Origin of the sequence: Anaerobium acetethylicum (assembly GCF_900096945.1) — a bacterium.
In the GTDB taxonomy this organism is placed as follows: Bacteria; Bacillota; Clostridia; order Lachnospirales; family Lachnospiraceae; genus Anaerobium; species Anaerobium acetethylicum.
The window spans coordinates 54,420-79,862 of the sequence record NZ_FMKA01000005.1 but is presented as its reverse complement, the minus strand read 5'-3'; the positions used below and the strand labels follow the sequence as shown (position 1 = coordinate 79,862).

Below are 25,443 nucleotides of genomic sequence, written 5' to 3'. Positions count from 1 at the left end.
TCCACTTTTCCTTTTCCCATATATAACCGGCCGGTTACTATGCTCTCCCTTTGTCTCTTCCAAGCATCACTTACTTGTTAAAGAAATAATACCACTTGCAACACTTAAAATAAATGAATACATAGAAGCAAAAATATACCTTAATGCTATTTTTCTGTTTTACTATTGAAGTGTGCTAGCATTTTGGCATATAATCAAGAAAAAGACCGGAGGCAACTTATGAGTGATGCACTTTTTTCAATATTTCCAAACGAACGGTTTGTCGATCTGAGCCTGTATCAGTTCGGCTGGGAAGCATGCGAGCCGCTGCATTCCTATGGACCGTTTGCAAGAAACCATTATCTGTTCCATTATATAATTTCAGGCGCCGGAACCCTGCAGTCTACGAATTCCGAAGGCGTAACCCACACCTACCATATAAAAAGCGGACAAGGCTTCCTGATCTGTCCAAAACAGATCAACACCTACTCTGCCGATGAAGACCACCCGTGGGAATACGCCTGGGTCGAATTTGACGGGCTCAAAGCGAAAGAAGTTCTTGAGCTGTCCGGCCTGTCCATGGACTCCCCCATATACCGTTCAAATGCGAAGGATATCAGTGCGCTGTTGTTGGAAGAGATCCTTTACATCGCCAGACACGCCGACGCTTCCCCCTTCAATCTGATCGGGCATCTCTACCTTATGATTGATTATCTTACTCAGTCCTCTGCCAGCAGAAAGATTATCAAAGGGGGAAGCATGCGCGATTTCTACATCCGCGAGGCCCTTTCCTTCATCGAGCAGAATTTCCAGAACGATATCACTGTCGAGGATATTGCGAATTTCTGCAATCTGAACAGGAGCTATTTCGGTAAAATTTTCCGTGATGCCGTAGGAAAAAGTCCCCAGGAATTCCTGATAACCTACAGGATGATGAAGGCTGCCCAGCTTCTGAAAATGACCGAACTTTCCGTGGGCGACATCAGCAATGCCATGGGATATCCCAACCAGCTTCATTTTTCCCGCGCCTTCAAAAAGATATACGGCATTTCCCCCAGACAATGGCGCACCGAGAACAAGATACCGGATAAAAGGACCTAACTCCTCATGATATGGCAAAAAGAGGCCACTCTACAGCATCAGCTGAAAGTTGCCTCTTATTTTGTATTTTATAGCAGTTTCATCACCTCATCAATCGTATAGGCATCCCCTATACGGTCCGCAACAGCCTTAGCTTCATTGTAGCTTGATTTTCGGATCTTGTCCTTGACTTCAGGGATAGAACCAGCCGATACGCTGAATTCATCCAGACCCATGCCAAGCAGAAGGCCTGTCCCCTTATCGTCAGCTGCAAATTCGCCGCACATGCCGACCTCTATGTTCTGTGCATGCCCTGCATCGATGACGCGTTTGATGCATTTGAGAACAGCCGGATGGAAGGTATCATAAAGTTTTGAAATCTTTTTATTTCCACGGTCTACAACCAGCATATACTGGGTAAGATCATTGGTTCCTATGCTGAAGAAATCAACATGCTTTGCAAACTCCTCAGCCTGTATTACGGAAGCCGGCGTTTCAATCATCATTCCAACCTTGATATTTTCGTTGAATGCCTTCCCTTCCGCCGCAAGCTCCTTCTTGCAGATTTCAAGAATCTCATTTGCCCGGGTAAGTTCTTCCATGGAAATGATCATCGGATACATGATTCGGACATCTCCGAATGCACTTGCACGCAGAAGCGCCCTGAGCTGAGCCTTGAATACGTCCACAAGTTCAAGGGAAATCCTGATTGCCCTGAATCCAAGGAATGGATTTTCCTCGGCTTCGAAATCATAATAGGATAATTCCTTATCTCCGCCTATATCCAGCGTTCTGATAATCACTTCCTTGCCGCACAGCACTGCTGCTTCCTTATATGCCTCAAACTGCTCCTCTTCCGTAGGGAAGTGGGTGTTTTCCATATAAAGGAACTCGCTTCTGAACAGACCGATTCCGTCCGGTGAGAATTTGAGCATATTTTTGACATCCTCTACGCTTCCAACATTAGCGCAGACTTTGACTTTTCTTCCATCGGTCGTGACAGCCGGAAGATGGCTTGCTTCCTCAAGTTCCTTCTGCTTCCTGGCAAATTCGTCTGCTTTCAATTTAAACTCAGCAACGAAATCATCAGAAGGATCTATATAGATTCTGCCTTCATTTGCATCAAGAATCACAAATTCATTCCCCTTAACTTCATCAAGAATCTCACTCACACCAACAAGCGCCGGAAGTCCGAGGCTTCTTGCCATGATGGATACATGGCTTGTAACCCCTCCGAGTTTTGTAATGAATCCGAGCACATAATTCAGATTCAGTTTTGCTGTATCCGAGGGTGCAAGATCTTCGGCAACAAGGATTACCTTTTCCCTGATACCACTGAAATCCCTTTCCTCCAGGCCTTTCAGTATACGCATGAACCTGTTGCAGATATCCTTTAAATCTGCACTTCTCTCACGCATATATTCGTCGTCCATCATGTCGAAAATGGCACAGTATTCTTCCTCTGTATTTCGCAGGGCGATCTCAGCATTCTGCTTTTCGTTTCGAATGCGGTTCACGACGCCTTCGTATAAGGCAATATCCTTTGCCAGCTCTACATGAGCGGCGAAAATCTCATTGTCCTTTGCAAGGACTTCAAGCTCGCTTACTGCTTTTGCAACGGCCTTATCATAGCTTGCCACTTCAAGTTCAATCTGATCTTCGTTTATCATGTCCTGGCGTGGTTTCAGATCCTGCTTCTCCACCAGATAGACGTTTCCCATAACAATTCCTTTTGAAGATTTCTTTTCCACTATGATAGTTCTCATTTTTATTCTCCTAATCCGCTTTCGATAGCTGCAACAATTGTCTTTAAATCTTCCTCTTCTGTAGGTCCATCACATTCAACAATGATTTCATCTCCGCACATAATTCCGGCACTCATTAAAATCAATACGCTCTTAGGGTTTACTCTCTTTTCGCCTTTGACAAGCGTAATATCCGACAAACATTTTCCTGCAATTTTAGTAAGTTCTCCTGCCGGCCTTAAATGAAGTCCTGATTTGTTAATAACCTTTATTTTCTGGCTTACCATATTTTTCCCTCTTCCCTTCTCTTATCATATCACGCAGCACTACTGCTTTTTAACCTGGATGACCTTAATCCTGCGCTCGCGCAGTTTCTCCAGCTCCTCTTCAGAAGCTTTTTCGTCTGTTATGACATGGGTAATGTTTTCTGTTCCCACGCTGACAAAACTGCTGTCAACACCGATCTTAGTATGATCTGCAAGGATATAGGCGGCACCGGCCACATTTTTCACCATCATGCTGTTAATAGGTGCTTCATTCATGATTTCAGTGGTCATGCCTTTTTCAGCCGTAAGTCCGCTGCATCCAAGGAAACTTTTCTTGACTGTGACTTTCCCAAGATTTCTCTGGGCAAAGTTACCGACCATAGCGTATTTGGGATACCTCAGTTCGCCCCCCGTTATGATAACCTGTATTGATTCCGGAATCTTCATAGCAAAAACCCTGCCATTATTCGTTATGACGGTAACCCTTTTGTTTCCAAGGTATTCGATCATCCTGAGGGCAGTCATGCTTGTATTTATGTATATGCTGTCTCCGTCTTCAACAAGGCTTGCTGCATATTTTGCAATCATATTCTTGCATTCATCGACTTCATCCACACTGGCAGTTTCTTTATCTGCCAAAACGGCTCCGCCATAAAACCTCTCGATTTTATTGTTGTCTTCCAGCCACTGCAGATCCCTTCGGATCGTCAGCGGTGTTACCTGATACTTTTTTGCAAGGGCATCCGCTTTTATTTCTCCGTTAGCCCTTAATTCTTCCAGAATCGAATTTCTCCGATTATCCACTATGCTTCGTTTTTTCTTCAAGATCTATCACCTTCGTCTTTTCAATATGAATCGCAGCGGTTCAGGAGAGTGCCCTTCACGGGACAACAGACCTGAACGGCTGCTATTAATCTGCTATAAAAAGGTGCCCCTTCCGGAAACACCTTTTTAATTATATCGTCAGAATCAAACCAGGCCTGAAGCTTTTAATTTTTCTTCCATTTCAGCCTGTGACAGAACATTTTTCAAACCGATTACATGAACCCCTTTTGCCTCTGCATCTTTGAACATGGTTATGAAGTTCAGCGGACAGAATACCACATCATACTGGGTAGCTGCACTCTTTCCTTCAGAAAGCGAGCAATGGTGTATCTTTCCAACTTTAATTCCCAATGCTTTAACAACCTTTTCCAAAGTCAGTTTCATCATCAAGCTTGTTCCTGCGCCATTTGCACATGCTACTAAAATATTCAACATAATAATTACCTTCCTTTCATGTTAACTTATATATCACTTCAATTTACTTTTTTGCCTGAGCTTTTCTTTCTTTATACGCTTCGTAATCGTCAGTAAGCAGGAAGTATCCTTCTTTGTCCATTCTGTACTCGATCTGCGGAATTGCGATCAATGCGATAACCACAATAGCAAGACCTGCGTAGCTTAAGTATTTCATAACTACTGTGAACACCGGCCATACAACTGCCCAGTCCCACATTCCTAAATATCCGCCGTAAGCTGCCATTCCAACCCAGCCTGCGATCAGAGCTGAACCAAATACCTGGCAGAGGCCTGAGATAAATGGAAGTATAACTGCTGCCCTTAATCCGCCTTTATTGTTTGCATATACTGCAATTGTTGCATTGTCAAAGAATACAGGAACGAATCCTGCGATGATCAATACAGGGCTCTTTAACAGGATCAGCGCGCCTATTGCAAGGAACTGTCCAACAGCGCCTGCTATAAATCCGATCGGTACTGCATTTGGTGAACCGAATCCGTATGCTACTGCACAGTCAACGCCAGGTACTGCACCAGGTAAGATTGTGTTTGAAATTCCCTGGAAAGCAGTTGTCAGTTCTGTTACGAAAGTACGTACGCCTAACTGGAGGATTGCTAAATATACTGCAAAATTCAAACATGTTTTCATGATGTAGAACAGGAAGCTGTCTGTTTCCAGCATGAACTTCGCTTCTACCAGATAATCTTTTCCTAATACAACAAGTATGATTCCAAAGAAGAGGAACATAAGGAGTGATGTACAAACCATGTTTTCGTTGAAGATTGACATGAATCCTGGAAGTTCGATATCTTCGAGTTTCTTTGATTTCTTTCCTCTTGTGCTCTTGCCCATTCTTTCAGCTATGGCAGAGAACAATGCGATACCAAACATCTGCTGGTGAGCGATACAGAATCCTGCACCGTCTGTCAGTTCCTGGCTTGGCTTGATTGTCATGTTAGATCCTACCGCCCAGTATAATCCAAGGATCAATGCCATTACTATCAGGATTGCCGTATTGTTTGTAGCTAATCCAGGAAGTGCGAATAAGATAAGCCAGTATGCTGTTGAAGCCTGCTGAACCTGAACATGTCCGGTCGTGAATACAGCACGTAACTTAGTGATTTTTCTAAAACGTACCAACAGGATGTTCGCTACGAATGCAATAAGCACCAGTACCATAACCTGTGAGAAGGATTTTCCAAAAACCTCTTCTACGCCTGCAGTTACTGCATTCTGTCCAAAATAGGGATCAATAACGGTCGCACTCAGATTGAAACGGTCTTTTAATCCTACAAGTACAGGTCTGAAGTTGCCTACAAGTCCGCCTGAACCTACGAGTAAGATCATGTATCCAACGACTGCTTTGATAGTGCCTGAAAGACAGTCATACCAAGGTTTTCTCAATAATATGTAACCTACAAGTACCATTAAACCGATGAAAAATGCTGGTTGTTTAAGAATGTTCTCCACTATATATGTCCAAATCGCCAATAAGATATCCATCTTTTTTCCTCCCTGTTAAACCTCTTTGTATTTGTGTACTAGTCTAAATATTTCTCCTGAAGTCTCAACAAATCTTCCGGGCCTTCCGCTTTCAGCAGCTCTTCAACAAGCTCTTCATTCATGAGCATTTCCGAAAGTTTCACCATATTTGCCATATGTTCGTCCGGATTGCAGGAAGCCAGCGTAAAGAACAGGTTCGCATCCTTTTCCGGATTGCCTTCTTCAAAATGAACGGCTTCTTTCACTTTCATAAAGCTGATTGCCGTTTTATTGACACCCTCCGCGCCTTCCTGGGAGTGAGGCATCGCAACATTTGGAATAATGATTATGTATGGTCCGTATTTCTTAACGCACTCTATAATCTGTTCAGCATAACGCGGGTCAACAGTACCGTCAGCTTCTATAGGCTTGCAGCCGATTCTGATTGATTCTTCCCATGTATCTATTTTATCAACGAATATATAGTGGTTCTTTTCAACAAATTCTCTTAACATGTTTTCCCCTTTCTCAGACTGTTACAGAATCGAACGGAATGGAACATTCGGTTCATCTGTGAAGCAGTCTTCAAAACCTCTGCGGTAATGGTACTGTCTCTTGTTCATATCATTCGGATATACGAATTTTCCACCGACATCCCAGATGAATGGTACAAATTTGTAATCAAGTGCATATTTCTTAAATTCATAAAGCATTGTTATTTCTGCCGGATCAGCTTTGAAATTAGTCCATACGTCATAGTGGAATGGTATCACGACCTTGCACTGTAAAGCTTCAGCCATTCTGAGAACATCAACCGAAGTCATCTTGTCCTGGTTTCCTGCCGGGTTTTCTCCGTATGAGCCAAGCGCCACATCAATCTTGTGGTCTTTACCATGTTTTGCATAGTAAGTTGAGTAATGAGAGTCACCGCTGTGATAGATGCTTCCTGCCGGAGTCTTGATCAGGTAGTTGACAGCTTTTTCATCCATATCCGTAGGGCATACGCCTTTGATATCTTCATCAGCTGTAACCAGGCATGTACGGTCGAAAGAATCAAGGATTACGATTTCACAATCTTTGATTTTAATCACATCTCCCGGTACTACCGTTTTGCACCTGTCTGCCGGAACTCCATAGCTTAACCATTTTTCGACGCTCTTCTTTGGTCCTATGAACGGAACATCAGGTGCGCAGTTCTTAAGTACAGCCGCTGCAAAAAAAGGATCGATATGGTCATTATGATAATGTGTTGACAGCACTGCATCAACCGTCGTAACTGCAAATGGATCGTAAACAACAGGAGCCGCACGAAGATTTGGCTGTGTCATCCTTCCGCCAGTCATATTTCTCATCTGATGGTATTTTTCCATTTCCGTTGTCTTTTTAGAACGTTTTCCATTTCCAAACCATAAGTCGATTGCGATATTGGTGCTGTTCTCTGACTTGACCCAGAGGCCTGTACATCCTATCCACCACATTGCAAAAGTTCCTGGTGCCACTACTTCCTGATCGATTTCTTCATTAAGCCATGTTCCCCATTCCGGAAATGCTCCTAAAATCCACTTTTCTCTTGTAATACCATCAATTTGACTCATTACTCTTCCTCCTTAAAATAGATAAACGTTAAATTGCTTAACAGATGCTCATTTCAAATCATTTATTTGTTTGTTTTTCTTATTATAGCATTGCATATGATTATTTCAATGGTTTTAAATGATTATTTGTGTTATTTTATGATTACTTTGTGTTATTTGTGACATTTATACGATATTATACGTTCTTTATTGTTCATTTTTACCGTGGTATTTTTGTTTTATATGTTCATTTTCTTATTTTATGAACTTTTCCACTGTGTGAACAAAGAGTTTAGCTTGCGAAACTCGCGCCCTGATATGCAGTCGCCTCTGCGACATATTCTTCTTGCGCATCACCGGACTACCGAACAGTCAAACCATGGTGTGTCTTCATCTGATCGAAAGCGCGCTGCGAATCAACCTATTTTTAAAGCCCTCTTGTAACCTTCAGCCTAGTCAATTTGCACAGCCGCCATCTATGACGCAGTGATACAAAACATGAATTGATGAGCAGCTTTAGAACAAAGTGGTTTCGCCGTTTCAGCTCCACTAACCCAAAACTTGAAGGCGAAAACACTTTGCAGTGCGGAGGGCTGATTGACGATAGTCAATCAAATACCACAAGCCCGACTGCAAATCAACTTATTTCAAAGCCCTCTTGTAACCTTCAGCCTAGTCAATTTGCACAGCCGCCATCTATCGCGCAGTGATACAAAACATGAATTGATGAGCAGCTTTATGAAGACGTTGGTACTTAGGTCGCGTACTTTGCGGCCTTACGTACCACTACGTCTTCATCTAAGCGAGAGCGCGCTGCGAATCAACATGTTTTGTATCACGTCCTCATTCATAAAACCTGTGCAAATTGACGAATACCATTATATAAATGAGCTCTTGACACTCCACCCCCAAAAAAAGGATGCAGCTTATGCCGCATCCTTCAAGTCTTCCACTATGACTATTGCTATTCTATTATATACATCGCTACTTCATTAATTTCACGGTTTGTTGCAATGAAAATATCTTTTCCTTCATTCACATAATGATATATATTCGCTGGTCCGCAATTTTCATCTATATTTTCTGTCTCATAGCTTCCTTTTTCTTTATTATAAGTAAACGCGATCAGATTTCTACAGCCCTGCCTGTGACCTACAACAGCCGCCGGCCTTCCACCGAGAATTCCTCCCCAGATTGCATGAGTGAATTCCGCCGGTTCCGGATAGTCATAAACCTTCTCATAGCTTTCGTTTTTCTTATGATAGATGCTAATGCTCGCTCCATGGAACGGCGCCAGAACCACCAGTTCTTTTTCTCCATCCCCATCGAGGTCTACAAGCACTGCATCGCTGCTCGGCGTATCAAGAAGCTGTTCAATCTTCCATTCCCCCGCAGCCGATTCTGGAGGAAAGAACCGAAAGACACCCTGTTCTGAAGAAATAACAGATGTTTCAACTCCGTCTTCTACCACTTTATAATACCCATGGTTTTTCAGCATACCATCTTTGACGACCGTCAATTGCAGCTGGTTATCCTGATTATATACGCTCAAATCATCCGGAAGGACAGCGGCATATACTTTTCCCGGCATTGACCAGTCCTCTTTAAATTCATGTCCGGATTTTAAGGTACATGCAATCAGATATTTCACACCATTTCTCTGAAGGATGTCAAAACGATGCACATGGGGCAACTCAGCCAATGTTCTTATTTCCCAGCCGCCTTCTTTTTTCGGGGTAGCAACGATTATTTTTGCTTCCTTCGAGTCATTTGGCGAATAGAATTTATGAGTTGCAAGGAATTGTCCATCCGTTCCCGGCACCTGAACCATTGTCATGACACCACCCGGTTCGTCCCAGACCGTCTCTTCTGTTTCTCCATTGATATCAAACATAATGCATTTATCTGTCTTTTCAGCCGCAACGAGAATATGCTGTTTTCCCTTATAATACAGCGGCGCTATCGAATAACATTTGTCCAGATTTGAAATTACTTTTTTATTTATCTTCATAATTACCTCCAATTAGGTTGACGATCATCATTTCCATTCAAACAAACAAACAAACAAACCATTATGAAGCATCCTTTTTCTAGACTCAGAGTAGCACAACGCAATAGATTATGCAATGTTCATTTCCGCTTTTTTATGTTCGTTTTACTTGTTAATGCTCGTTATACGGTTTTTTTATGAATTAAATGTCTTTTTGAAGCATTATATCTTTTTAAAATTATCATAAAACATTTCAATTCACCAGTGCCGGCTCACTAATCTTAGTACATGATACAGTTACTATGGGATCTTTCTTCCTGTTAACCAGAAAATGGCGATACAGCTCGATAGCTGTACCGCCATAATCACACTTTTGAATTTTCCTGCTCGAACCATACCAAAGCTGGTCCGGTTATCATTACATTTCTAATATTTTTTGCTTTTTACTATTGCTTTGCTGGATATAAATGATGTCGGGATCAAAATGTTTATCTTAATTTTCGCAACTGATAAGGTTCTGATCAGTTACTATATTTCTACTATTCGTCTGTGATTATGCCATTCTACCTCCTGCCCGCTTCATTTCCTCAAATATAATGTCCATATATCCTGCAGTTATCCGTTCAGCATTTCAATTGCATGCAGCTGTTCACTATATTAACGCAATCCTGAACAGTTGCTATTTTTTTAATACCTTTCTCCTTAATTCTCTGTTTCAAGTACTTTTCACTTGCGCACCACCCATGCGCAGTGTATTAAATATAAGACTAATTATGCCATTCCCTTTCTGTCAGCAGGTTAACGGTTCCATTTCTGCATTTCATTCTGTTTCTGGTCTTCATTTAATCTTGATGTTTAAATCGCAATACCTTACCCCTGATGTTTTAATCTTGATTTTTTCTTTAATTCCTTAACCTTGATGTCTCAACTTTGATGCCTTTACTTTGATATTTACTTTTGATGTCTGGTGTCTGATTTTAATGTCTTAAACTTGGTGGAGTAACCTGATACCTAACCTTAACGGCTTGAACTGATGCCTTATTCCGATCTCTTACTTATTCTTTTCTGTGGCCTCTAATTCCCTTTCTGTCTGCTTGTTATCTGGTTCCAAATTCTAATTCTCATCTTCGATTTCATCTGTCTTATGTATTTATTTTTCTTGCTTTAGCATCAGCCAAAATCAGGTTCAAATAAATCCAATTAATGTAATCTTTTAAATATTTAGTTTCTCTATTCACTACCCTCGCTTCCTTCTTTTTTTATTTTCATATTTAAAAGATTTTTCTTTTCATATGCATATCTTACTATCTTTCTTTGTTTTTGTCAATAAATTTATGCATTTTTATACCTTTATTTTATTCATTTATTTATAAATTGTGCTATTTGTATAAATAAACCTTTCAATAGCATCACCAAAATATGTATTTTGTATATTTCTTAAATAATTTCTTTTGTTATTGATTTATTTCTGCTGTTTTCTGTTAATACAATATTTCACATTTAATTCTATATTTTTAAGCATTATAGACATTCCTGTTTTTTCTTGACTTTTTCGGATAATGTTTTAATATAATTGTATGGTGATTTTTCAAACCGGTCAAATTATTGCCATACCACACAACGAAGAAAAATACTATAAGAAAAGAGGAACCGACATGACGAAAGATACTAATTGCGCATACTGCATGGAAGGCGATTTAGTCGCGAAATTTGGAATCAAAATCTGCGAGCTGAAAACTTCAAACGTATATCTTTTTAAGGAACAAAGCCACGAAGGCCGCGTTATTGTAGCGCACAAGAAACATGTCAGCGAAATAGTTGAACTGACAGATGAGGAACGCAACGATTACTTTACCGATGTCAACAAGGTTGCAAAAGCCCTTCATGCCGCTTTCCATCCAGACAAAATCAACTACGGAGCATATGGCGATACCGGACACCACCTGCATTTCCATCTGGTTCCAAAATACAAAAACGACTTCGAATGGGGCGGTGTGTTTGCGATGAACCCTGACCAGATTTATCTCGACGACGAAAACTATACCGAAGTGATCGATCTTATCAAAAAGCATTTAGGAAACAAATAAGACGGCCGTTCATCTCATAGGATAAATGCCCGTATGATTAAAAGAAGCAGCAGATACTTCACAAAGAAGTTTATCTGCTGCTTTTCCTTTGCGGCACCACCGCTATAGTATACTTTCAAGCACTGACTGTCCAAAATCAGCTACTTCCGCATCCTGTTCGGATGTCCCTCCACTTACACCAAGCCCTCCGATGATCCTGCCCTCAATACTAAGGGGTACACCGCCCCCAAATATGATCATTCGACCATTGTCAGCTTTGTCAATCCCATAGAAAGTCTGCCCGGGCAGTGCCAGCTTTCCAAGTTCTCTGGTAGACATTTTAACTGCCACTGAAGTGTATGCTTTTTTCATTGCTATATCAAAGCTTGCCAGGAACGCATTGTCCATCACGTGTATTGCAACTGGATTTCCATCAGGACCACAGACGGCGATAACCGCACTCAGGCCCTTTCTCACGCATTCTTCTTCTACTTTTCCAATCAGTTTCTTAGCCGATTCAAGGGAAATCCTTCCAAGCCCCTGACCGAGTTTTTCAAGAACGGCTTGTATCACATCATGATCTGTCATGGTAACGGCTCCTTTGTCTGATTTTGCTGCTGGTTTCATCTGTGTCGTGGTTTCATCCATCCCGCCCTCGAGGAAGTCCATATAGCGGGCTGTCACATAAAGGTAATCAGCAAGCCTGTTCAAATACCTCTTTGCATTCTTATCAACCGTAAATTTCCTGTCGACTGCAACCATCCATCTCTCAGCTCTTCTTGCCACAGTCCTTGCAATGTCCGTTTGGGCAGAAATTCTGCTTTTTCCCGGCAGTACGAATTTTTTATCACGGGGGAACCCTTCCTCAAGTCTGTCGATTTCTTCTTCAAGAACCGCCACCACTTCTTCTCCAAACCGATAATCCTTATTGTAGGGATCTGCAATTCCCGCCATGATTGTCATAAGATTCTTCTGGATCCTTTCGAACTGTTCCCTTATTTCAACGCTTATTCCGGACGCCTTCAAAAGGCCCAGGTTGCTTGTAAGTTCATCGATCGTTCCAAGCAGCTGGATTCTGTCATCATTTTTTGGTACATTCCGGGTCTTCATAAGGCTTGTGGTTCCATTGTCGCCTTCTTTTGTATATATCTTCACGTTTTTATTAACAGACACTTTTCTCACCCCCGTCTTATGGTTTCTAAAAAATCCTGAACGGCATTCGCTTGACAGCCCTGGCAGCATTTGCCCCCAGGATTCTGCACTGTCCCGATGTCGGATTGCTGACTTCAAACAGATTCCTGCCTTTTGGCACACCCTTCATCTGCATGCCTGTCTCAGAGAATGCCACGCCCACTCCCGTTCCCAGAACTGATTCATTTGCTGCATCATAGCAGAGAACATCCAGTTCTGTTTCCTGACGTTCCTCTATTTCGTACAGAACGCCTTCTTCTTCAATTCCCGCACAAATTTCTTTCAATATATCACGATCTGCATGGCAGGTATAGATTCTAATTGAAGGTCTGTTGATAATCATTGCTGCCCCCCTGTATATGACAGAACCAGCCCCGTCGCAACGGCATTTCTAGGCCCCTCTGATGCTCTGATATTTCCTCGTCCGCATACGATCTTATAGTTGGCCAGTTCCTCCATCAGCATTTCCGGCACTTCAAAATCCTCAGCCGAACCGCCGACCAGCACTACATTCGGGATATTTCTCAGATTATGTCCAGGTGCAATTTCTGTCAGTGCCCTGAGTGCATTCCTGACAAACACCTTTCGCTTAGCGTCTTTCCGAACTGCTGCAATTTTCTCAAGGGGAATGTCTTCGTCAATGATAACCATCTCCTCTGGATGAAGGAGAACAACATTTCCAAAATATTTCGGTTCTATTGCATTTTCAAAAAAATGCATAGCTCCATTTTCGAGCCTCATATGAAAAAGGCTCTCAACCTTTGCAAGGGGATATTTCTTGATCTGCTCCGCAGTATGCCTGCTCGAAAGTCCAAGTTCCGTCTGGATGATCATTGATACGAGCTCTCCAGCCCCTGCTTTATGGGTGGTCTTTACCCGGCCGTCACTGTCGATGACTGCCGCATCGGTAGACCCGCCTCCAAGATCCAGCATGGCAAGGGGAAGTCGTGTCCCAGGGGTTGTAAGCGCTCCCAGTGCCGCCATTACCGCTTCCACTCCGGCCACCTTCACATAGATGTGCAGACGTCTTTTCAGTTCATCTGCAATCTTTTCCATAGGGAGGTGCTTTGTCTTCACCATGGCTGCAACTCCTACTGCCTTTTCCATGCAGGATTCTCCTGCAAGTGAACCGGAAATCTGCACAGGAGCCAGCGTGTCAACAGCCAGAATGTCAGTAATCCTGATTTCACCAGATTCTTCACCCATCAGGTTCCCCATTCCGTTCTTTATATTGATCAGCATATTGCCGATATTCGTATCCGGCTGTCCGCTGATATCTATTACTTCGCCCGCTTGCCCAAGTACCTCCATAATCCTGTCAGCACCGGAATCTATATTAACCGGATAGACCTGATCAGACTTCACATATAGCTCACCGGCCGGCAGAACATTCTCTTTTACATTTCCGTGGGGGGTGCGGATGACCACTGCGCTCCTCTTTCCTATCAGGCTTTTTGCAATAGGAGTTGCAGCTTTGGTCTCGTCTGCATCCAGTTTCAGCAGCGTTGCTATTCCATACGGATTGGAAAGCATGCGTACAGACTGTCCCGGGAGGGCAACTTCTATTGCTGCCATTTTCCATTCCGGAATGCTGTTTATGCTTTTCACTTCATCTACAATCGGAATTTTGTGCTCCAGCCGGTTCTCCACAAGCACTGCTTCATCCGCCTGGAGAATCAATCCGGCAATATCGAGCTTCTTTGCATAACGGTTGATAACATCAGCTACCTCGTCATATGCTGAAAGGCTGCTTGCCGTTACAATGTAGGGAATTCCCGGTTTTCCTTCCGGAAGATGACCAATATAGATGATCGTGCCTGCCGCCTGCCCTGCTCCCGCCGGAGTCGACGGATTGTGTCCGATCATGGAAGATTCCGTGATGATCGTCTCCGTAATCGTCTCCATCGCAGTGTCTCCGATTACAGGCGCCGCTTCATTTATGCGTATCAGGCTGATCTCACTCACAGGTCTGTTGATTTTCCCCATTGCAGCGTCCAGCGCATGTATGACGCCTGCAGTATTGGCAACAGTGCCCTTCATTCCCGTCGTCATTACTGATGAAGAGGATAAAAAGCGCATCTTCCCGTCACCGCCGATTTCGCCGATGCACACTTCTGTTGTTGAATTGCCGATATCCACGCCTGCAATCAGTTTCAAAGAAGGATTCCCCTTTTCTCGTAAATTTCTGCCGCCTCCATCACCAGTTTTGCGCAATTTACAGCTTGATAGTTGTCAATCAGCTCTTTTGCCATTGTCACAAGCTCCAGTTTTGTTGATCGGTTCGGCCTCAGCCTGTTGTACATGTCCAGAATGACCTCGTCAGGAATGTCAACCATTTCCGATGCTCTTTCAAAATTTCCTGCCAGTTCAGGATTGTCTGCTTCTTTCGCGACCTGCCCTTGTTTATGAAGCATTTCCTTTGAAATTTTTATATCGTCAGCAGTTACGTTTCCTCTTTTTATTTCATCCAGTGTGATCTGGCTTAATTTTTTTCCCGTCTTGGAACGAATAGAGTCTTTTTCATACTCACCTAAAGGATATCTCATTTCGCTTACGCCTCCGTCCATTCAATGATAGGTCTTGATACGTCCACCTGTTCTGTTTCCTTGATATGCATCAGTGCAGCCTTGACCTGGTATTTAGCCCTGACCATGGGATCGTTCTGTCCTTCAATAGGAGAGACCTTTTCACCTTTGACATATTTCGCAGCATTTTTTCCGATGGCCCTGTAGGTTTCCAGAGTCATCAGAGGTGCCTGCGGAAACAATTCGAGATTTGAAAGCGGATAAAGGTCCTTCTGGTGGATTACCGCAGTCCCTTTAGACTGCAGGCCTATTCCAATACCGGAGCCGCTTATCTTTGCCGCTTCCAGGCCCATAAAACAGACATCGGAGGTCTTCAGCACTTTCACCACCCTTGGAACCATGCCTTCTTCTTCGATTCCAGCTTTGATGTTCCCGATTACATCATCCAGATTCAGTCCGTTTATTGTATTTCTGATTTCTTTCTGAAAAGCCGGTCCAACACCCACTACCACTTCTTTAGGATCCGTACCCTTCTTTGCGGGGGCATAGCCTTCATATGAAGTTTTAACTGCCGGAGATTTTTTCCCCGCACAGCTTCCGTTGCATTTCCCCGGCTGTCCGCCGCATGTGCATGTACTGGCAGCTGCCGGCTCTGGTTTTCCATTGATCTGTTCTAACACGATTTTCGCTATCTGTTCAATCAGCTGTTCATTGATTTCCATTCTCTTTCACACTTCCTTTCCGGGCTTTTGCACGCTTCCCCTAAAAATGATCCGGGTCGATGATGTTCGGTATTGCCTTGATTTCTTCCCATCTCTCCCCGTCTACGCGGTATCCCGTTCCCGGACCCATATAGTCATTTGGCCTGTTCACTGCCGAAACGACATGAAACTCTTCATCCAGTATCGCCGAAGTCTGCATATAATCTCCAACCACTCTCTGTTTCAGCATGCTCAGAATGCTATCGGCCAGTTCCTCGAATCCTGTCTCCGCGAGGGCCTTTACCACATCAACACCGGTAATCCCCCTCTTCATAAGGTCTTCAACAGCCATAAGGTCTGCAACAACATCCCTCGAAAGCGTATCTTTGCTACCATGGGCGTAGGTGACTGCTTCCACCTGCTCATCAGTAACTTCCGTCAGTCCAAGATATCTGAACACTGCCTGTACTGCCTTTGCCGCAGTGTATCTTACACGTATCACATCTTCCTCTTTAACAGGCCTCAGGCCTCCGTCAACCTGCATATCCCTCTGTAGCACATTGTAATCGTCAAAATCCTCTGCATCGAAATTCGACCCCGCAAAAAGATTGTCATAGTTAGGCTCCGCCGCATATCCCGAGAAAATAAAGTCTGTTCCCGGCAGAAACTGCAGCATGGTCCTTGCTGTCCTTCTGATGTCTGAATTGGAAAAGCTCTGGTCATTGGAAGATGCACATTCAAGTCCCAAAAGGGCCGCCACCAGATTCTCACCGATGATTTCCCGGATTCCGGAAGGGACACTGGCTGTGACTCCGATGCAGCTTACCGATCCATTCTGGATTCCCTGGGTTCCTGCCCCCTTCGTCACATAAAGACACCTTGTTTCCAGGTATAGCATCGACTTCTGTTCTGCACTTCCCATCAGGACTTCTGATCCGGATCCGGAAGTAAACCTTGTCTTCAGCCCCCTCGAAGCATATGCTGAAGCTAAAAATGCCTTCGAATACGGGGTATCATCCCCATCTACGAACACTTTTTCCGTACCATATACGGACATTGTTTCAGCATAGGTCGTAAATCCCCTGATTCCAAGTTCCAGCTCTGTGGCCTCCTCAACTGCACACTGAGTAAGAACGCCTTTTCTTCCTGCCTGGGAACCTATAAAAAGGGCAATCGCGTTAAAAGGTGCATAACGGGCAATTCCTACAGTAGTTTCCTCTTCCCTGAATCCCCTCAATGCGCCTTCCGCCGCATCAGCCGCGATCTGCACCGGATCATCCTTCAGATTCGTAATATGTGCCTGGTTTGCAGGTGTCTTTCTAGCCCTCATCTTCTGCATGCTCATCATCATCTCAACAACATTCAGGTAATTGATCACCTCTGTCATTTTTGCAGGGGTTATCCCTGACACAATTTCCAGAATCTCTTTCCTTGAAATATTGATATCCACTATCTTCCTGGCTATTTCAAGTGAGGAAATAGCCATCGCTCTTTCCGTTCTGTCAACACGTATGGCATAATCGGCAATAAACTGGTCAATGAAGTCAAATTCTTCCCTGCTCCTGCCATCAAGTTCCACGACCATCCCATCCTTGACCTTAACTGAAGGTTTTGGATCATATGGGCTTGACATTGCAACAAATCCTTTTTCAGGCCATTCATTAATATAGCCATCTTTATTTATCGGACGCCTTCTCAGCGCTTCCATCCTCTTTGACTGTTTCATAGGTTCCGCCTTTCATTTTAATTCCTGAAGATCAAACAAGCATCCTGTCAGCTTTTCTATATAATACCACATTCGCATATCCGATTCAACCATATTCTGTTGGTTTTCATTCTATTTATGTCTGTTTCGCATGTTTTCATGGTTGGTTTTTAGTTATTTTATGTCTGTTATTCCTCAGACAGAAGTATGGCGTCTTTTATTTAAAAAGAATCAAAAGCCCTCTTGTAACGTTCGGCTTAGTCAATTTGCACATTCGCCAGCTATAGCACAGTCATACAAAACATGAATTGATGAGCAACTTTATGAAGACGTTGGTACTTTGGCTGCGTATTCTGCAGCCTTACGTACCACTACGTCTTCATCTAAGCGAGAGCGCGTTGCGAATCAACATGTTTTGTATGACGTCCTCATTCTCGAAAGCTGTGAAAATTGACGAAAAAAAATCGCACCTGCCTGCTGACAGATGCGATACTATTCAAACGTGCCTGAAGGGATTTGAACCCCTGACCCACGGCTTAGAAGGCCGTTGCTCTATCCAACTGAGCTACAGGCACTTACTTGTATTGTAACCATTCTGGACTACGTCCTTCATAGTTACCTTGTATTTACTTTCAAATCGGGGTGACTGGATTCGAACCAGCGACCTCTTGGTCCCTAACCAAGCGCTCTGACCAAGCTGAGCCACACTCCGTTACCTTATAACTTCCTGAGCAGAACATGAATCTCTGTACTATGGCAATGCATCCACGCTCCCGTCTGTCTGACCGACAGCCTCAGTGAAAATATATTACCATAATATAAGAAATTTGACAAGAGTTTTTTTACAGGATTATTCAAAAAGCCAAGCCAAAAATATACTCGTCGTAGCTGTTTAAAGCCCCGACGAGTACGTTCTTGATCACTGGCATATTTTCAGAAATATTACAGACCGAAACTTTCCATAATAGTCTTGAATTCCGGCGAAGCAGCAAATCCTAAAAGGATGTCTTCCCGGCTGGCCCCATCTTCCATCCTGTCCAGATGATATTGAAGCCCCTTTGCATCATATTCCCTTCCCATAAAGGTTTTGTACAATACTTTCACATATTCTTCATTTCCAAGCTTTCTGTCCTCAAATTCCTGTGAGAAAATAAAGTTCTTAGCAGCCTGTAAAGGCAATACCTTTCCAAGTGAAATTTCTCTTGCGTAATATTCAAGGCCCTCTTCTTCACCAGCTCTTCCTAACGCCTCTCTGTACAGACGGTTAGTGAACATTGTCAGATTTGGATTTTTGTCAATGTATTTCGGAAGTTCTACATTTCCTCTCTGGATTCCGTAAGAACCACAGATTTTTGTAAATTCCGGAGACTCAATAAAGCCTTTGAATACGAATTCTCTTGATACGCCATTTTCCAGAAAATTGATCCAGTATGCTTTTCCCTCTTCATCAGACGGGCGATCCATAAAGGTGTAATAAAGAATCTCTACGTAATCCGCATTGCTTAATGCCTTGCTTGTGAATTCCTCGCTACACAGGAATCCATGGCCCACATCTGCTCCTGTGCTTTTTCCACTTGTAAGAGCTTCTGTGTAGTATTTCATTCCATCATCATCAGCAGCTCTGTCAAACACCTTACTGTAAAGCCTCTGAATGAAGCTTTCTGTCGGAGTATACTGCCTTGTAATAACAGTTATGGTACATTCTGCCGCTTTGCTTCCATCTTCTGTCACCACTTTAATAACTGCAGTTCCATCCGCTATAGCTGTAACCAGACCTGTGCTGCTGACAGTTGCTGCCGCAGGATTAGTAGAAGTCCAGACAACTCCTTTATTGGTGGCATCTTCAGGCATTACGGCTGCTGTAAGCTGAAGTTTTTCTCCTATTGCTGTCATGGTTTTTTCATTCAGATCAAGGCTCACTCCTGTTACAGCCGTGTTTGTTACTATTTTACCGAAAACAGCTGTGAATTCCTTATTCTCTGTAATGGTAAATGTATAATCTGCAGCCTCGCTTACAACATTTCCGCCCGCATCTACCCAGTTCAAAAATTCATAACCTGTGTCTGCGACTGCATTTATTGTAACTTCGGAACCTGAAGCAACTGTATTTCTCGTGGAAACTACTCCGTTCCCATTTGTCTTAGGGGTAACCTGAACAGCATCTCTGCCCATCAGATCTGTTAAACTGAGCTTTTCATACTTGATGGCATCCTGAGTATGCAGTTCTGAAGGATTGTAGGAATCATATTTTTCATAGAGGATACCAATACTGTTGTCAGGCAGTTCTGTCAGACATGAGTATCCAAATTGTACACTCGGGCTGTCTATTTCATAGTTATACTTCCATTCAACACTGTATTTTGCAGCTCCTGTGCTTCCTGTGTCGGTAATCAGACCGATCCTTACGCGTCCGTCCTTTCTGTAAGAACCTGACCCATTCGGATTTGAAAGGATAATCGCTGGTTTTCCATCGATTAGACCGTCATAGTTGATTACAGAAAGCTGCGAACCCCATCCAGGCTGTGTAAGTCCCGCAACATATTCTGCTGCTGTAAAGGTTTCTCCACCATCCAGGCTGACTGCTGTGGAAACCTTTGAACTATTTGATCTTCCATATACTCTGATTGTTCCATCTGGCAGTTCTACAAACTGTGTCTCTGACATTGCAGCATTTGCAGTTGAAGGCCCTGCTGCATAAGTCCATGTAGCACCATGGTCATCACTGTAGATTGCACCAGACTTGCCGCTGTCATATACAGGAATGATAAGACGTCCTGCATGTTCACCATTCTTAAGCTGGATGCCTCGTCCAGGACCTGTTACAAGTACCCTTGAATCTTCCGGCTTAACCATTCCATTTAACAGAATCGGATCAGACCAGGTCTGTCCGTCATTATCGCTGTATTTCATATACAGCCAGGTAGTCGGTAATGCCTTAAATGCAGCATCGGCATACATGATATTCATAGCTACATCTGTATTTGTGGTTTCCGATACGAGTGTTCCCGAACCGTTTGTCGGGTCAAATCTGGAAGTTTTCTGTTTAACGGTCTGTACCACGCCATTCTTAAGTATTTCAAAGTTACTGTTCAGGGAATACTCTGTAGCAGTATTTGCAGTGTCATTCCAGATTACATTGTTCTCACGAACAGTATAATTATATGCTGTTTCTCCTGCTTTCTGCAGTTTCAGATATCTCTTTCCGTTAATATCTTTATAGCCGCTTCCTGTCACTGCCTGAGGCGAGCCTTTTCCTGCTGTCATTGCATCAGCTATCAGGAATACCCTTCCTGTCACTTCATCCTGCAAAAGCACAGGATCTATGAAGGACGCACTGTCTGTTACCCTTGTCTGTGTTCCAACCGGGATCTCCAGGGTATCGTCCGAATAATCGTCATAATGCATAGGCATCGTTGGGTCGGACCAGGTATTTCCTCCATCTGTACTTCTGGATACTGCGATATCGATATTATTAGGTGAATCGTGGGTACCACCGAACCTTGCATCAATAGCGCTGATTACCGTGCCGCTCTTCAGTTTCAGAAGCGAAGGAATCCTGAAGTAGTTGCATCCGATTGAATCCTCCTTATCAAATATCATCTGAAGTTCAGGAGTTTCTGTTACTTTAGTTGTTTCAACCAGTTCTGAATCTGAAAGGGCAGAACCATATACCTTGATTTCATGAATTGTACCTGCGAAAGGATAAGCCGCAGCTCCATCACGCCTTGTTGCTCCGATCAGGGAATTGTCAACACCGGTAATATCCTTAACAAACTTAAAACCACCAAGATTTGCCGCATCGGTTTCTAACACCATAATTCCGTTCGCAAATATTTTATATTTGTTGTTTGCTTTATCTGCCTTAATTGCAATTGTATTCTTTGCAGCTACTCCTTTATAGGAAGTTTTTACTGCATTTGCTTTTACAATATTGTAACTAAATCCATTTGTGTTTCTGATTTCAAGTCCAAGAGCTCCATCCGGTTTAATATAAACGCTTAAATAGCTGTTCGTGTTTCCAGCCCTTCCATTAGAAACACTGAATAGCGACTGTACCACAAAATTGCTTGTTGAAGTATACTGTACTACAACAGTACCTTCTTCCATATTCAGCAGTTTGTCTGCATACGCTTCTCCGGAAAGATTTACAGGTGTACCAGACACTATATTCTGGTCGTTCTTTTCAAATATCAGCGCCCTGCCTGCTTCATTGATCTGATCTGTAACCTGGACATTCTGAGCTGCAAATGTAACATTTTTATTTACATCTTTAAGATATGCAGATACTACGACCTCATAAGTACGATTAACAGGAAGGTTGCTTAAAGTTGCATACGATTCTCCTGCATCTGCCGAAACCGAGTAGCTCTGGTTATTTGTCTGATCTGTTGCTTTAAGAGTTACTTTGCCTGTCTGAAGGCCACTGCTTGTCTGTAATGCAGCTGTAGAAACACCTATTTGTCCTACCGTACAGTCAAGTGTCGGAACAACCTGGGAATTCTCTTTTGTTATATTCATTTCATAGAACAGATTTGTAATTGTACTGTCTTCTGTCCACAGACCACATCCTTTTATAAACTGTCTGGTCATAATAAGCTGGCCATTTACACCTGGATGCAGGTCATTTCCGAACAAGTTGTTATATGTCCTGTCTGTGTTCTTTAACCACGGATATGTATTGATCAGAGTCTGAACTTCTGTAAACTGATCGATAAAAATACTTCCCGTAGTCTGTTCAGCCACTTCCCTCATTTTTTCAACATAAGGTGGAATCAATGCCACACGGTTGGTTGTCCATAAAGGTGCCGGACTCCTGAAAAGTATGATTGAATTCGGGTTGATTGTACGAATTTTTTCTATAATAATTTTCATGTTTGCAGCATATACTTCAAGGCCCAGTCCTGCTGTAGCCGCATCATTTGTTCCAAGCATTATAGATACAACATCTGGCGTGAATTTTTCCAGACGCTGGTCGATATTTTCCAGGGTAGTTTTGGTATCTGCACTTGATACTGCTGTGTTGATCACAACATCGTCAGTTCTTCCCAGTTCATTTCTCAGATACTTTTCAAATGTCTGCGCTGTTCCATCATATCCATACGTCCATAAAGCAGCATGGGTAATTGAATCTCCCATGAACAGCCAGTTCATTGGTTTACTGCCTTTTACCATATCCACAACAGACTGCTGGGCTGCATTTAATTCCTGGGTATTTACCACAGCGGTATTTCCTGCAGCAATTACACCTTTCATTGTAGTCAGCTGTTTTGCCCCGTCTGCAGACTGTATTTTCAGTGTGTATTTCTTTCCTCCTGCAAGTCCTGTAATTGTAAATGTATTAGAAGCTGCACTTCCTTCTACTAACGTTCCTTCCATATCCAGTTCATACTTCCAGTTCGTTCCGTTTCCGTCCGGAACCACAACATTCAATCCCGAATCTGAAGAGGTTACTGCTGGCTGAACCTTGAGGTATTCTGAAGGCTGGGCTTCTTCCGTACGGCTGACCATAGTATCGTTTACTGGAAATGCATCAACTGTTTTGATTGTAGCTAATGCCAGCTGTTTTGAAATTTCCAGATGCCCTTTCGCATTAAGGGTATCTTCATTCTGAAGACAGTTGCTCTTAAATGTATCTGTATTAGTCAGTGCAAAATGATCAACAACAACAATCCTGTCATATTTTGCTGCATCATTTTTATACTGTGCTAAAACTTCATTGACTGCTGTACAGTATTTATCTATCGTTGCATTAACAGTAGCATTCCTTGTAGCAAAAGGTTTCTGGATTACTGCAAACCCTTTATCTGATGCTTTCAGTGCAAGGGAATTGTCAATAAATACTTTCAGGTTCGCCTTGAAAGCTTCAATTCCTGCATCTCCCTGGGAATAGTCTTCTTCAGACACCATGTAAGCAGCTGCCTTTGGCTGGTATTTTGCCACCTTGTTGTAATAGTCTGCCACAATCCCATCCAGGGTCTGACCACTTTTAGCAGTATTGATCATGTAACGCTGACGACCTTTTAAAGTAGAACTCTTTGTCCATCTAACGTATTCCTCAAACTGTCCAACGTAGTTACGTACACCACGTACCTGGTCAAATCCACCCTGTACTGATGCACCTCCTGTGAATACCCAGGAATTATCTCCCAATGAAGTATCGAACATTTCTGAAATAGATGCTCCTGATGGAATTATGCCCGTATATCCGGCTCTGGAAATCTCAATTGCTTCAGCATCGGTCAGGATTTCATCTGTTACGATGACCTGGGATATAGAGCCCTTGAAGCCATTTGCTATAGTGCCATCCGGTTTTTTATGTCCACCGATCGTGACCTGATTCAGAACAGCCTGCTTTGCAAACATGCCCATATTGCTGGCTGTGGTATTAGAAAACTGTTCCACGCCATCAATAGTAAGCCTTATATACTTTCCTGACGGATTGCTGCTCAGAACAATACAATGCCAGTTTCCATCCGAAAATGCAAAAGGTTTCTTCTCAGCCTGTGTATGCTTATAGGAAAATCTGAAATTCGTATTGCCCCTCAGGAACATAGAAGTACAGTCAAAGCCAGAAGCCAGCGTAGTGGAAAGCGCAGTGCTTTTATCCTTTGTCCCAAGAATGACATTATCCCCTGTCATATCTGATGCTGCTTTAAATTTAAGGATGATGCTTCCCGAGCTTACGTTGTGTACTGCTGCCGCCCTGTCACTGAAGTCTTCGACACGTGTTCCATCAAACACCTGATCTTCATCAGCAAATTCTCCTGAAAGGGCTGCGTGTGCTTTCAGCGCTTCCATTCCTATTGCTGCATCTGATACGGCGGTACTCTGCCCGATTGTTTCGTCAGCTGCATTATATGCATGCACTTTATAATAATAGACCTTACCCTTTACGACGGTCGCATCTGTAAAGCTGACCACCGCTGCACCAGTTACATTTCCTACTTCTGCAAATGGACCATCCGCATTTTCCGAACGGAAAATCTTATATCCTGAGGCATCAGCTACCTGTGTCCATCCAATCGACTCGCTGGAATATCCTGCTTTGGCTGTTGCTTCGATTACAGCAGGCACGAATTCACCCTCGCTCGTCAGTATTGCCGGCGTTTCCTGTGCATAGTCTGGCGTTTCTGCCTGCACGGTCAGTCCTCCGCAATTGGGAATCGTCAGGCATACCGCCATCAGAACCGCCATCCATCTCTTGTTCTTCCTCATTTTTCGCACTCCTTTTAATGTAATTAAAAAACACTGATATATCTACGGGCTTACGACAAAAAGACCACAACTTATCAGCATCAATTTACTACATTATAACTTATGCGCATTTCTATTACTTTGCATTATCCCGTATGTTTTTTACCCTTTTTGCACAATCTTCTCATCTTTATACGGCACATCCTGTGCGGAGCTTTTTTTATCTCATGGCATTCTGTCATACAAAGCAAAAATCCCCTGGAAACACATGGTCTCCAAGGGATTGCTTTTTATGCTATTTTTGATTTCGCTAATTCTGCGAGTGCAGCAAAACCTGCAGCATCGTTGATAGCCATATCTGATAACATTTTTCTGTTCATTTCAACATTTGCTAATTTTAAACCATACATAAATTTGCTGTATGATAATCCGTTGATTCTTGCAGCTGCATTGATTCTGGCGATCCATAATCTTCTGAACTGTCTTTTTCTTTCTTTTCTACCAGCATAAGCGCTTGTTAAAGCTCTCATTACTGACTGTTTAGCTACTCTATACTGTTTTGATCTAGCTCCTTTGTAACCTTTAGCCAGCTTAAGTGTTCTATTATGTCTTTTTTTAGCGTTCATTCCGCCTTTAATTCTTGCCATCTTTACTTGTCCTCCT

General features: G+C 43.0%; 18 protein-coding genes and 2 tRNA genes. 2 read left to right on the top strand and 18 right to left on the bottom strand.

Annotated features, from left to right (window positions below; all coding sequences use genetic code 11):
* The first annotated feature begins 219 nt into the window (after window positions 1–219).
* Complete coding sequence (locus BJR36_RS06665) at window positions 220–1,080, top strand: AraC family transcriptional regulator (RefSeq protein ID WP_091231875.1); 861 nt, start codon at window positions 220–222, stop codon at window positions 1,078–1,080.
* A 68-nt stretch (window positions 1,081–1,148) separates the two neighbouring features.
* Here the strand turns inward: BJR36_RS06665 and ptsP are convergent, their stop codons facing one another.
* From ptsP to BJR36_RS06625, 8 genes are all read right to left on the bottom strand, one after another.
* Window positions 1,149–2,825, bottom strand: a complete 1,677-nt coding sequence (gene ptsP / locus BJR36_RS06660) for a phosphoenolpyruvate--protein phosphotransferase (RefSeq protein WP_091231872.1) — start codon at window positions 2,823–2,825, stop codon at window positions 1,149–1,151.
* Between the two features lie 2 nt (window positions 2,826–2,827).
* Entirely contained in the window at window positions 2,828–3,091 is a 264-nt protein-coding gene (locus BJR36_RS06655) for an HPr family phosphocarrier protein (protein ID WP_091231869.1), read from the bottom strand.
* Between the two features lie 39 nt (window positions 3,092–3,130).
* Window positions 3,131–3,895, bottom strand: coding sequence for a DeoR/GlpR family DNA-binding transcription regulator (locus BJR36_RS06650; protein ID WP_091231867.1), 765 nt, complete (start codon window positions 3,893–3,895; stop codon window positions 3,131–3,133).
* 144 nt (window positions 3,896–4,039) lie between these two features.
* Window positions 4,040–4,330 carry a PTS sugar transporter subunit IIB gene (locus BJR36_RS06645; RefSeq protein WP_091231864.1) on the bottom strand — a complete coding sequence of 97 codons (291 nt, stop codon included), beginning with the start codon at window positions 4,328–4,330 and terminating at the stop codon, window positions 4,040–4,042.
* Window positions 4,331–4,373: 43 nt separating this feature from the next.
* The gene (locus tag BJR36_RS06640; protein WP_091231861.1) at window positions 4,374–5,855 is read right to left on the bottom strand and encodes a PTS ascorbate transporter subunit IIC; all 1,482 of its coding nucleotides are present in this window, start codon (window positions 5,853–5,855) and stop codon (window positions 4,374–4,376) included.
* Window positions 5,856–5,893: 38 nt separating this feature from the next.
* On the bottom strand, window positions 5,894–6,349 hold the full coding sequence (locus tag BJR36_RS06635) for a PTS sugar transporter subunit IIA (protein ID WP_091231859.1): 456 nt from the start codon (window positions 6,347–6,349) through the stop codon (window positions 5,894–5,896).
* A gap of 21 nt (window positions 6,350–6,370) precedes the next feature.
* Complete coding sequence (gene ulaG, locus BJR36_RS06630) at window positions 6,371–7,429, bottom strand: L-ascorbate 6-phosphate lactonase (protein WP_091231856.1); 1,059 nt, start codon at window positions 7,427–7,429, stop codon at window positions 6,371–6,373.
* A 943-nt stretch (window positions 7,430–8,372) separates the two neighbouring features.
* A complete protein-coding gene (locus BJR36_RS06625) occupies window positions 8,373–9,419 on the bottom strand; it encodes a hypothetical protein (RefSeq protein ID WP_091231853.1) in 1,047 nt (348 codons plus the stop codon).
* A 1,634-nt stretch (window positions 9,420–11,053) separates the two neighbouring features.
* Between BJR36_RS06625 and BJR36_RS06620 the strand changes: the two genes are divergently transcribed.
* The gene (locus tag BJR36_RS06620; protein ID WP_091231850.1) at window positions 11,054–11,485 is read left to right on the top strand and encodes an HIT family protein; all 432 of its coding nucleotides are present in this window, start codon (window positions 11,054–11,056) and stop codon (window positions 11,483–11,485) included.
* A gap of 102 nt (window positions 11,486–11,587) precedes the next feature.
* On the opposite strand, the gene BJR36_RS06615 is transcribed toward BJR36_RS06620, so the two are convergent.
* The 10 genes from BJR36_RS06615 to rplT form a co-directional block, all read right to left on the bottom strand.
* Complete coding sequence (locus tag BJR36_RS06615) at window positions 11,588–12,637, bottom strand: cob(I)yrinic acid a,c-diamide adenosyltransferase (protein WP_242875485.1); 1,050 nt, start codon at window positions 12,635–12,637, stop codon at window positions 11,588–11,590.
* 25 nt (window positions 12,638–12,662) lie between these two features.
* Window positions 12,663–12,998, bottom strand: a complete 336-nt coding sequence (locus BJR36_RS06610) for a glycerol dehydratase reactivase beta/small subunit family protein (RefSeq protein ID WP_091231848.1) — start codon at window positions 12,996–12,998, stop codon at window positions 12,663–12,665.
* The gene (locus BJR36_RS06605) at window positions 12,995–14,812 is read right to left on the bottom strand and encodes a diol dehydratase reactivase subunit alpha (RefSeq protein WP_091231846.1); all 1,818 of its coding nucleotides are present in this window, start codon (window positions 14,810–14,812) and stop codon (window positions 12,995–12,997) included. Before BJR36_RS06605 ends, BJR36_RS06610 begins: the two co-directional genes overlap by 4 nt.
* Window positions 14,809–15,201, bottom strand: coding sequence for a diol dehydratase small subunit (locus BJR36_RS06600; protein WP_091232103.1), 393 nt, complete (start codon window positions 15,199–15,201; stop codon window positions 14,809–14,811). Before BJR36_RS06600 ends, BJR36_RS06605 begins: the two co-directional genes overlap by 4 nt.
* Before the next feature lie 5 nt (window positions 15,202–15,206).
* Complete coding sequence (locus BJR36_RS06595; protein WP_091231843.1) at window positions 15,207–15,902, bottom strand: propanediol/glycerol family dehydratase medium subunit; 696 nt, start codon at window positions 15,900–15,902, stop codon at window positions 15,207–15,209.
* Window positions 15,903–15,942: 40 nt separating this feature from the next.
* The gene (locus BJR36_RS06590; RefSeq protein WP_091231841.1) at window positions 15,943–17,607 is read right to left on the bottom strand and encodes a propanediol/glycerol family dehydratase large subunit; all 1,665 of its coding nucleotides are present in this window, start codon (window positions 17,605–17,607) and stop codon (window positions 15,943–15,945) included.
* A gap of 480 nt (window positions 17,608–18,087) precedes the next feature.
* Window positions 18,088–18,161, bottom strand: a tRNA-Arg gene (locus BJR36_RS06585).
* 62 nt (window positions 18,162–18,223) lie between these two features.
* Window positions 18,224–18,298, bottom strand: a tRNA-Pro gene (locus BJR36_RS06580).
* Window positions 18,299–18,528: 230 nt separating this feature from the next.
* Window positions 18,529–24,801: a DUF4214 domain-containing protein gene (locus BJR36_RS06575; RefSeq protein ID WP_091231839.1), complete on the bottom strand. Its 6,273-nt coding sequence runs from the start codon at window positions 24,799–24,801 to the stop codon at window positions 18,529–18,531.
* A 269-nt stretch (window positions 24,802–25,070) separates the two neighbouring features.
* Window positions 25,071–25,427 (bottom strand): 50S ribosomal protein L20, encoded by a 357-nt coding sequence (gene rplT / locus BJR36_RS06570; protein WP_091231836.1) that lies wholly within the window; start codon window positions 25,425–25,427, stop codon window positions 25,071–25,073.
* Window positions 25,428–25,443: the final 16 nt, after the last annotated feature.

What these genes read in the sequence shown, in the direction of transcription:
- BJR36_RS06645 (WP_091231864.1), bottom strand. Translation starts at nt 4,330, where the DNA reads ATGTTGAATATTTTAGTAGCATGTGCAAATGGCGCAGGAACAAGCTTG.
- BJR36_RS06600 (WP_091232103.1), bottom strand. Translation starts at nt 15,201, where the DNA reads ATGAGATATCCTTTAGGTGAGTATGAAAAAGACTCTATTCGTTCCAAG.
- BJR36_RS06590 (WP_091231841.1), bottom strand. Translation starts at nt 17,607, where the DNA reads ATGAAACAGTCAAAGAGGATGGAAGCGCTGAGAAGGCGTCCGATAAAT.
- BJR36_RS06575 (WP_091231839.1), bottom strand. Translation starts at nt 24,801, where the DNA reads ATGAGGAAGAACAAGAGATGGATGGCGGTTCTGATGGCGGTATGCCTG.
- BJR36_RS06655 (WP_091231869.1), bottom strand. Translation starts at nt 3,091, where the DNA reads ATGGTAAGCCAGAAAATAAAGGTTATTAACAAATCAGGACTTCATTTA.
- ulaG (WP_091231856.1), bottom strand. Translation starts at nt 7,429, where the DNA reads ATGAGTCAAATTGATGGTATTACAAGAGAAAAGTGGATTTTAGGAGCA.
- BJR36_RS06640 (WP_091231861.1), bottom strand. Translation starts at nt 5,855, where the DNA reads ATGGATATCTTATTGGCGATTTGGACATATATAGTGGAGAACATTCTT.
- BJR36_RS06625 (WP_091231853.1), bottom strand. Translation starts at nt 9,419, where the DNA reads ATGAAGATAAATAAAAAAGTAATTTCAAATCTGGACAAATGTTATTCG.
- rplT (WP_091231836.1), bottom strand. Translation starts at nt 25,427, where the DNA reads ATGGCAAGAATTAAAGGCGGAATGAACGCTAAAAAAAGACATAATAGA.
- ptsP (WP_091231872.1), bottom strand. Translation starts at nt 2,825, where the DNA reads ATGAGAACTATCATAGTGGAAAAGAAATCTTCAAAAGGAATTGTTATG.
- BJR36_RS06635 (WP_091231859.1), bottom strand. Translation starts at nt 6,349, where the DNA reads ATGTTAAGAGAATTTGTTGAAAAGAACCACTATATATTCGTTGATAAA.
- BJR36_RS06620 (WP_091231850.1), top strand. Translation starts at nt 11,054, where the DNA reads ATGACGAAAGATACTAATTGCGCATACTGCATGGAAGGCGATTTAGTC.
- BJR36_RS06595 (WP_091231843.1), bottom strand. Translation starts at nt 15,902, where the DNA reads ATGGAAATCAATGAACAGCTGATTGAACAGATAGCGAAAATCGTGTTA.
- BJR36_RS06610 (WP_091231848.1), bottom strand. Translation starts at nt 12,998, where the DNA reads ATGATTATCAACAGACCTTCAATTAGAATCTATACCTGCCATGCAGAT.
- BJR36_RS06665 (WP_091231875.1), top strand. Translation starts at nt 220, where the DNA reads ATGAGTGATGCACTTTTTTCAATATTTCCAAACGAACGGTTTGTCGAT.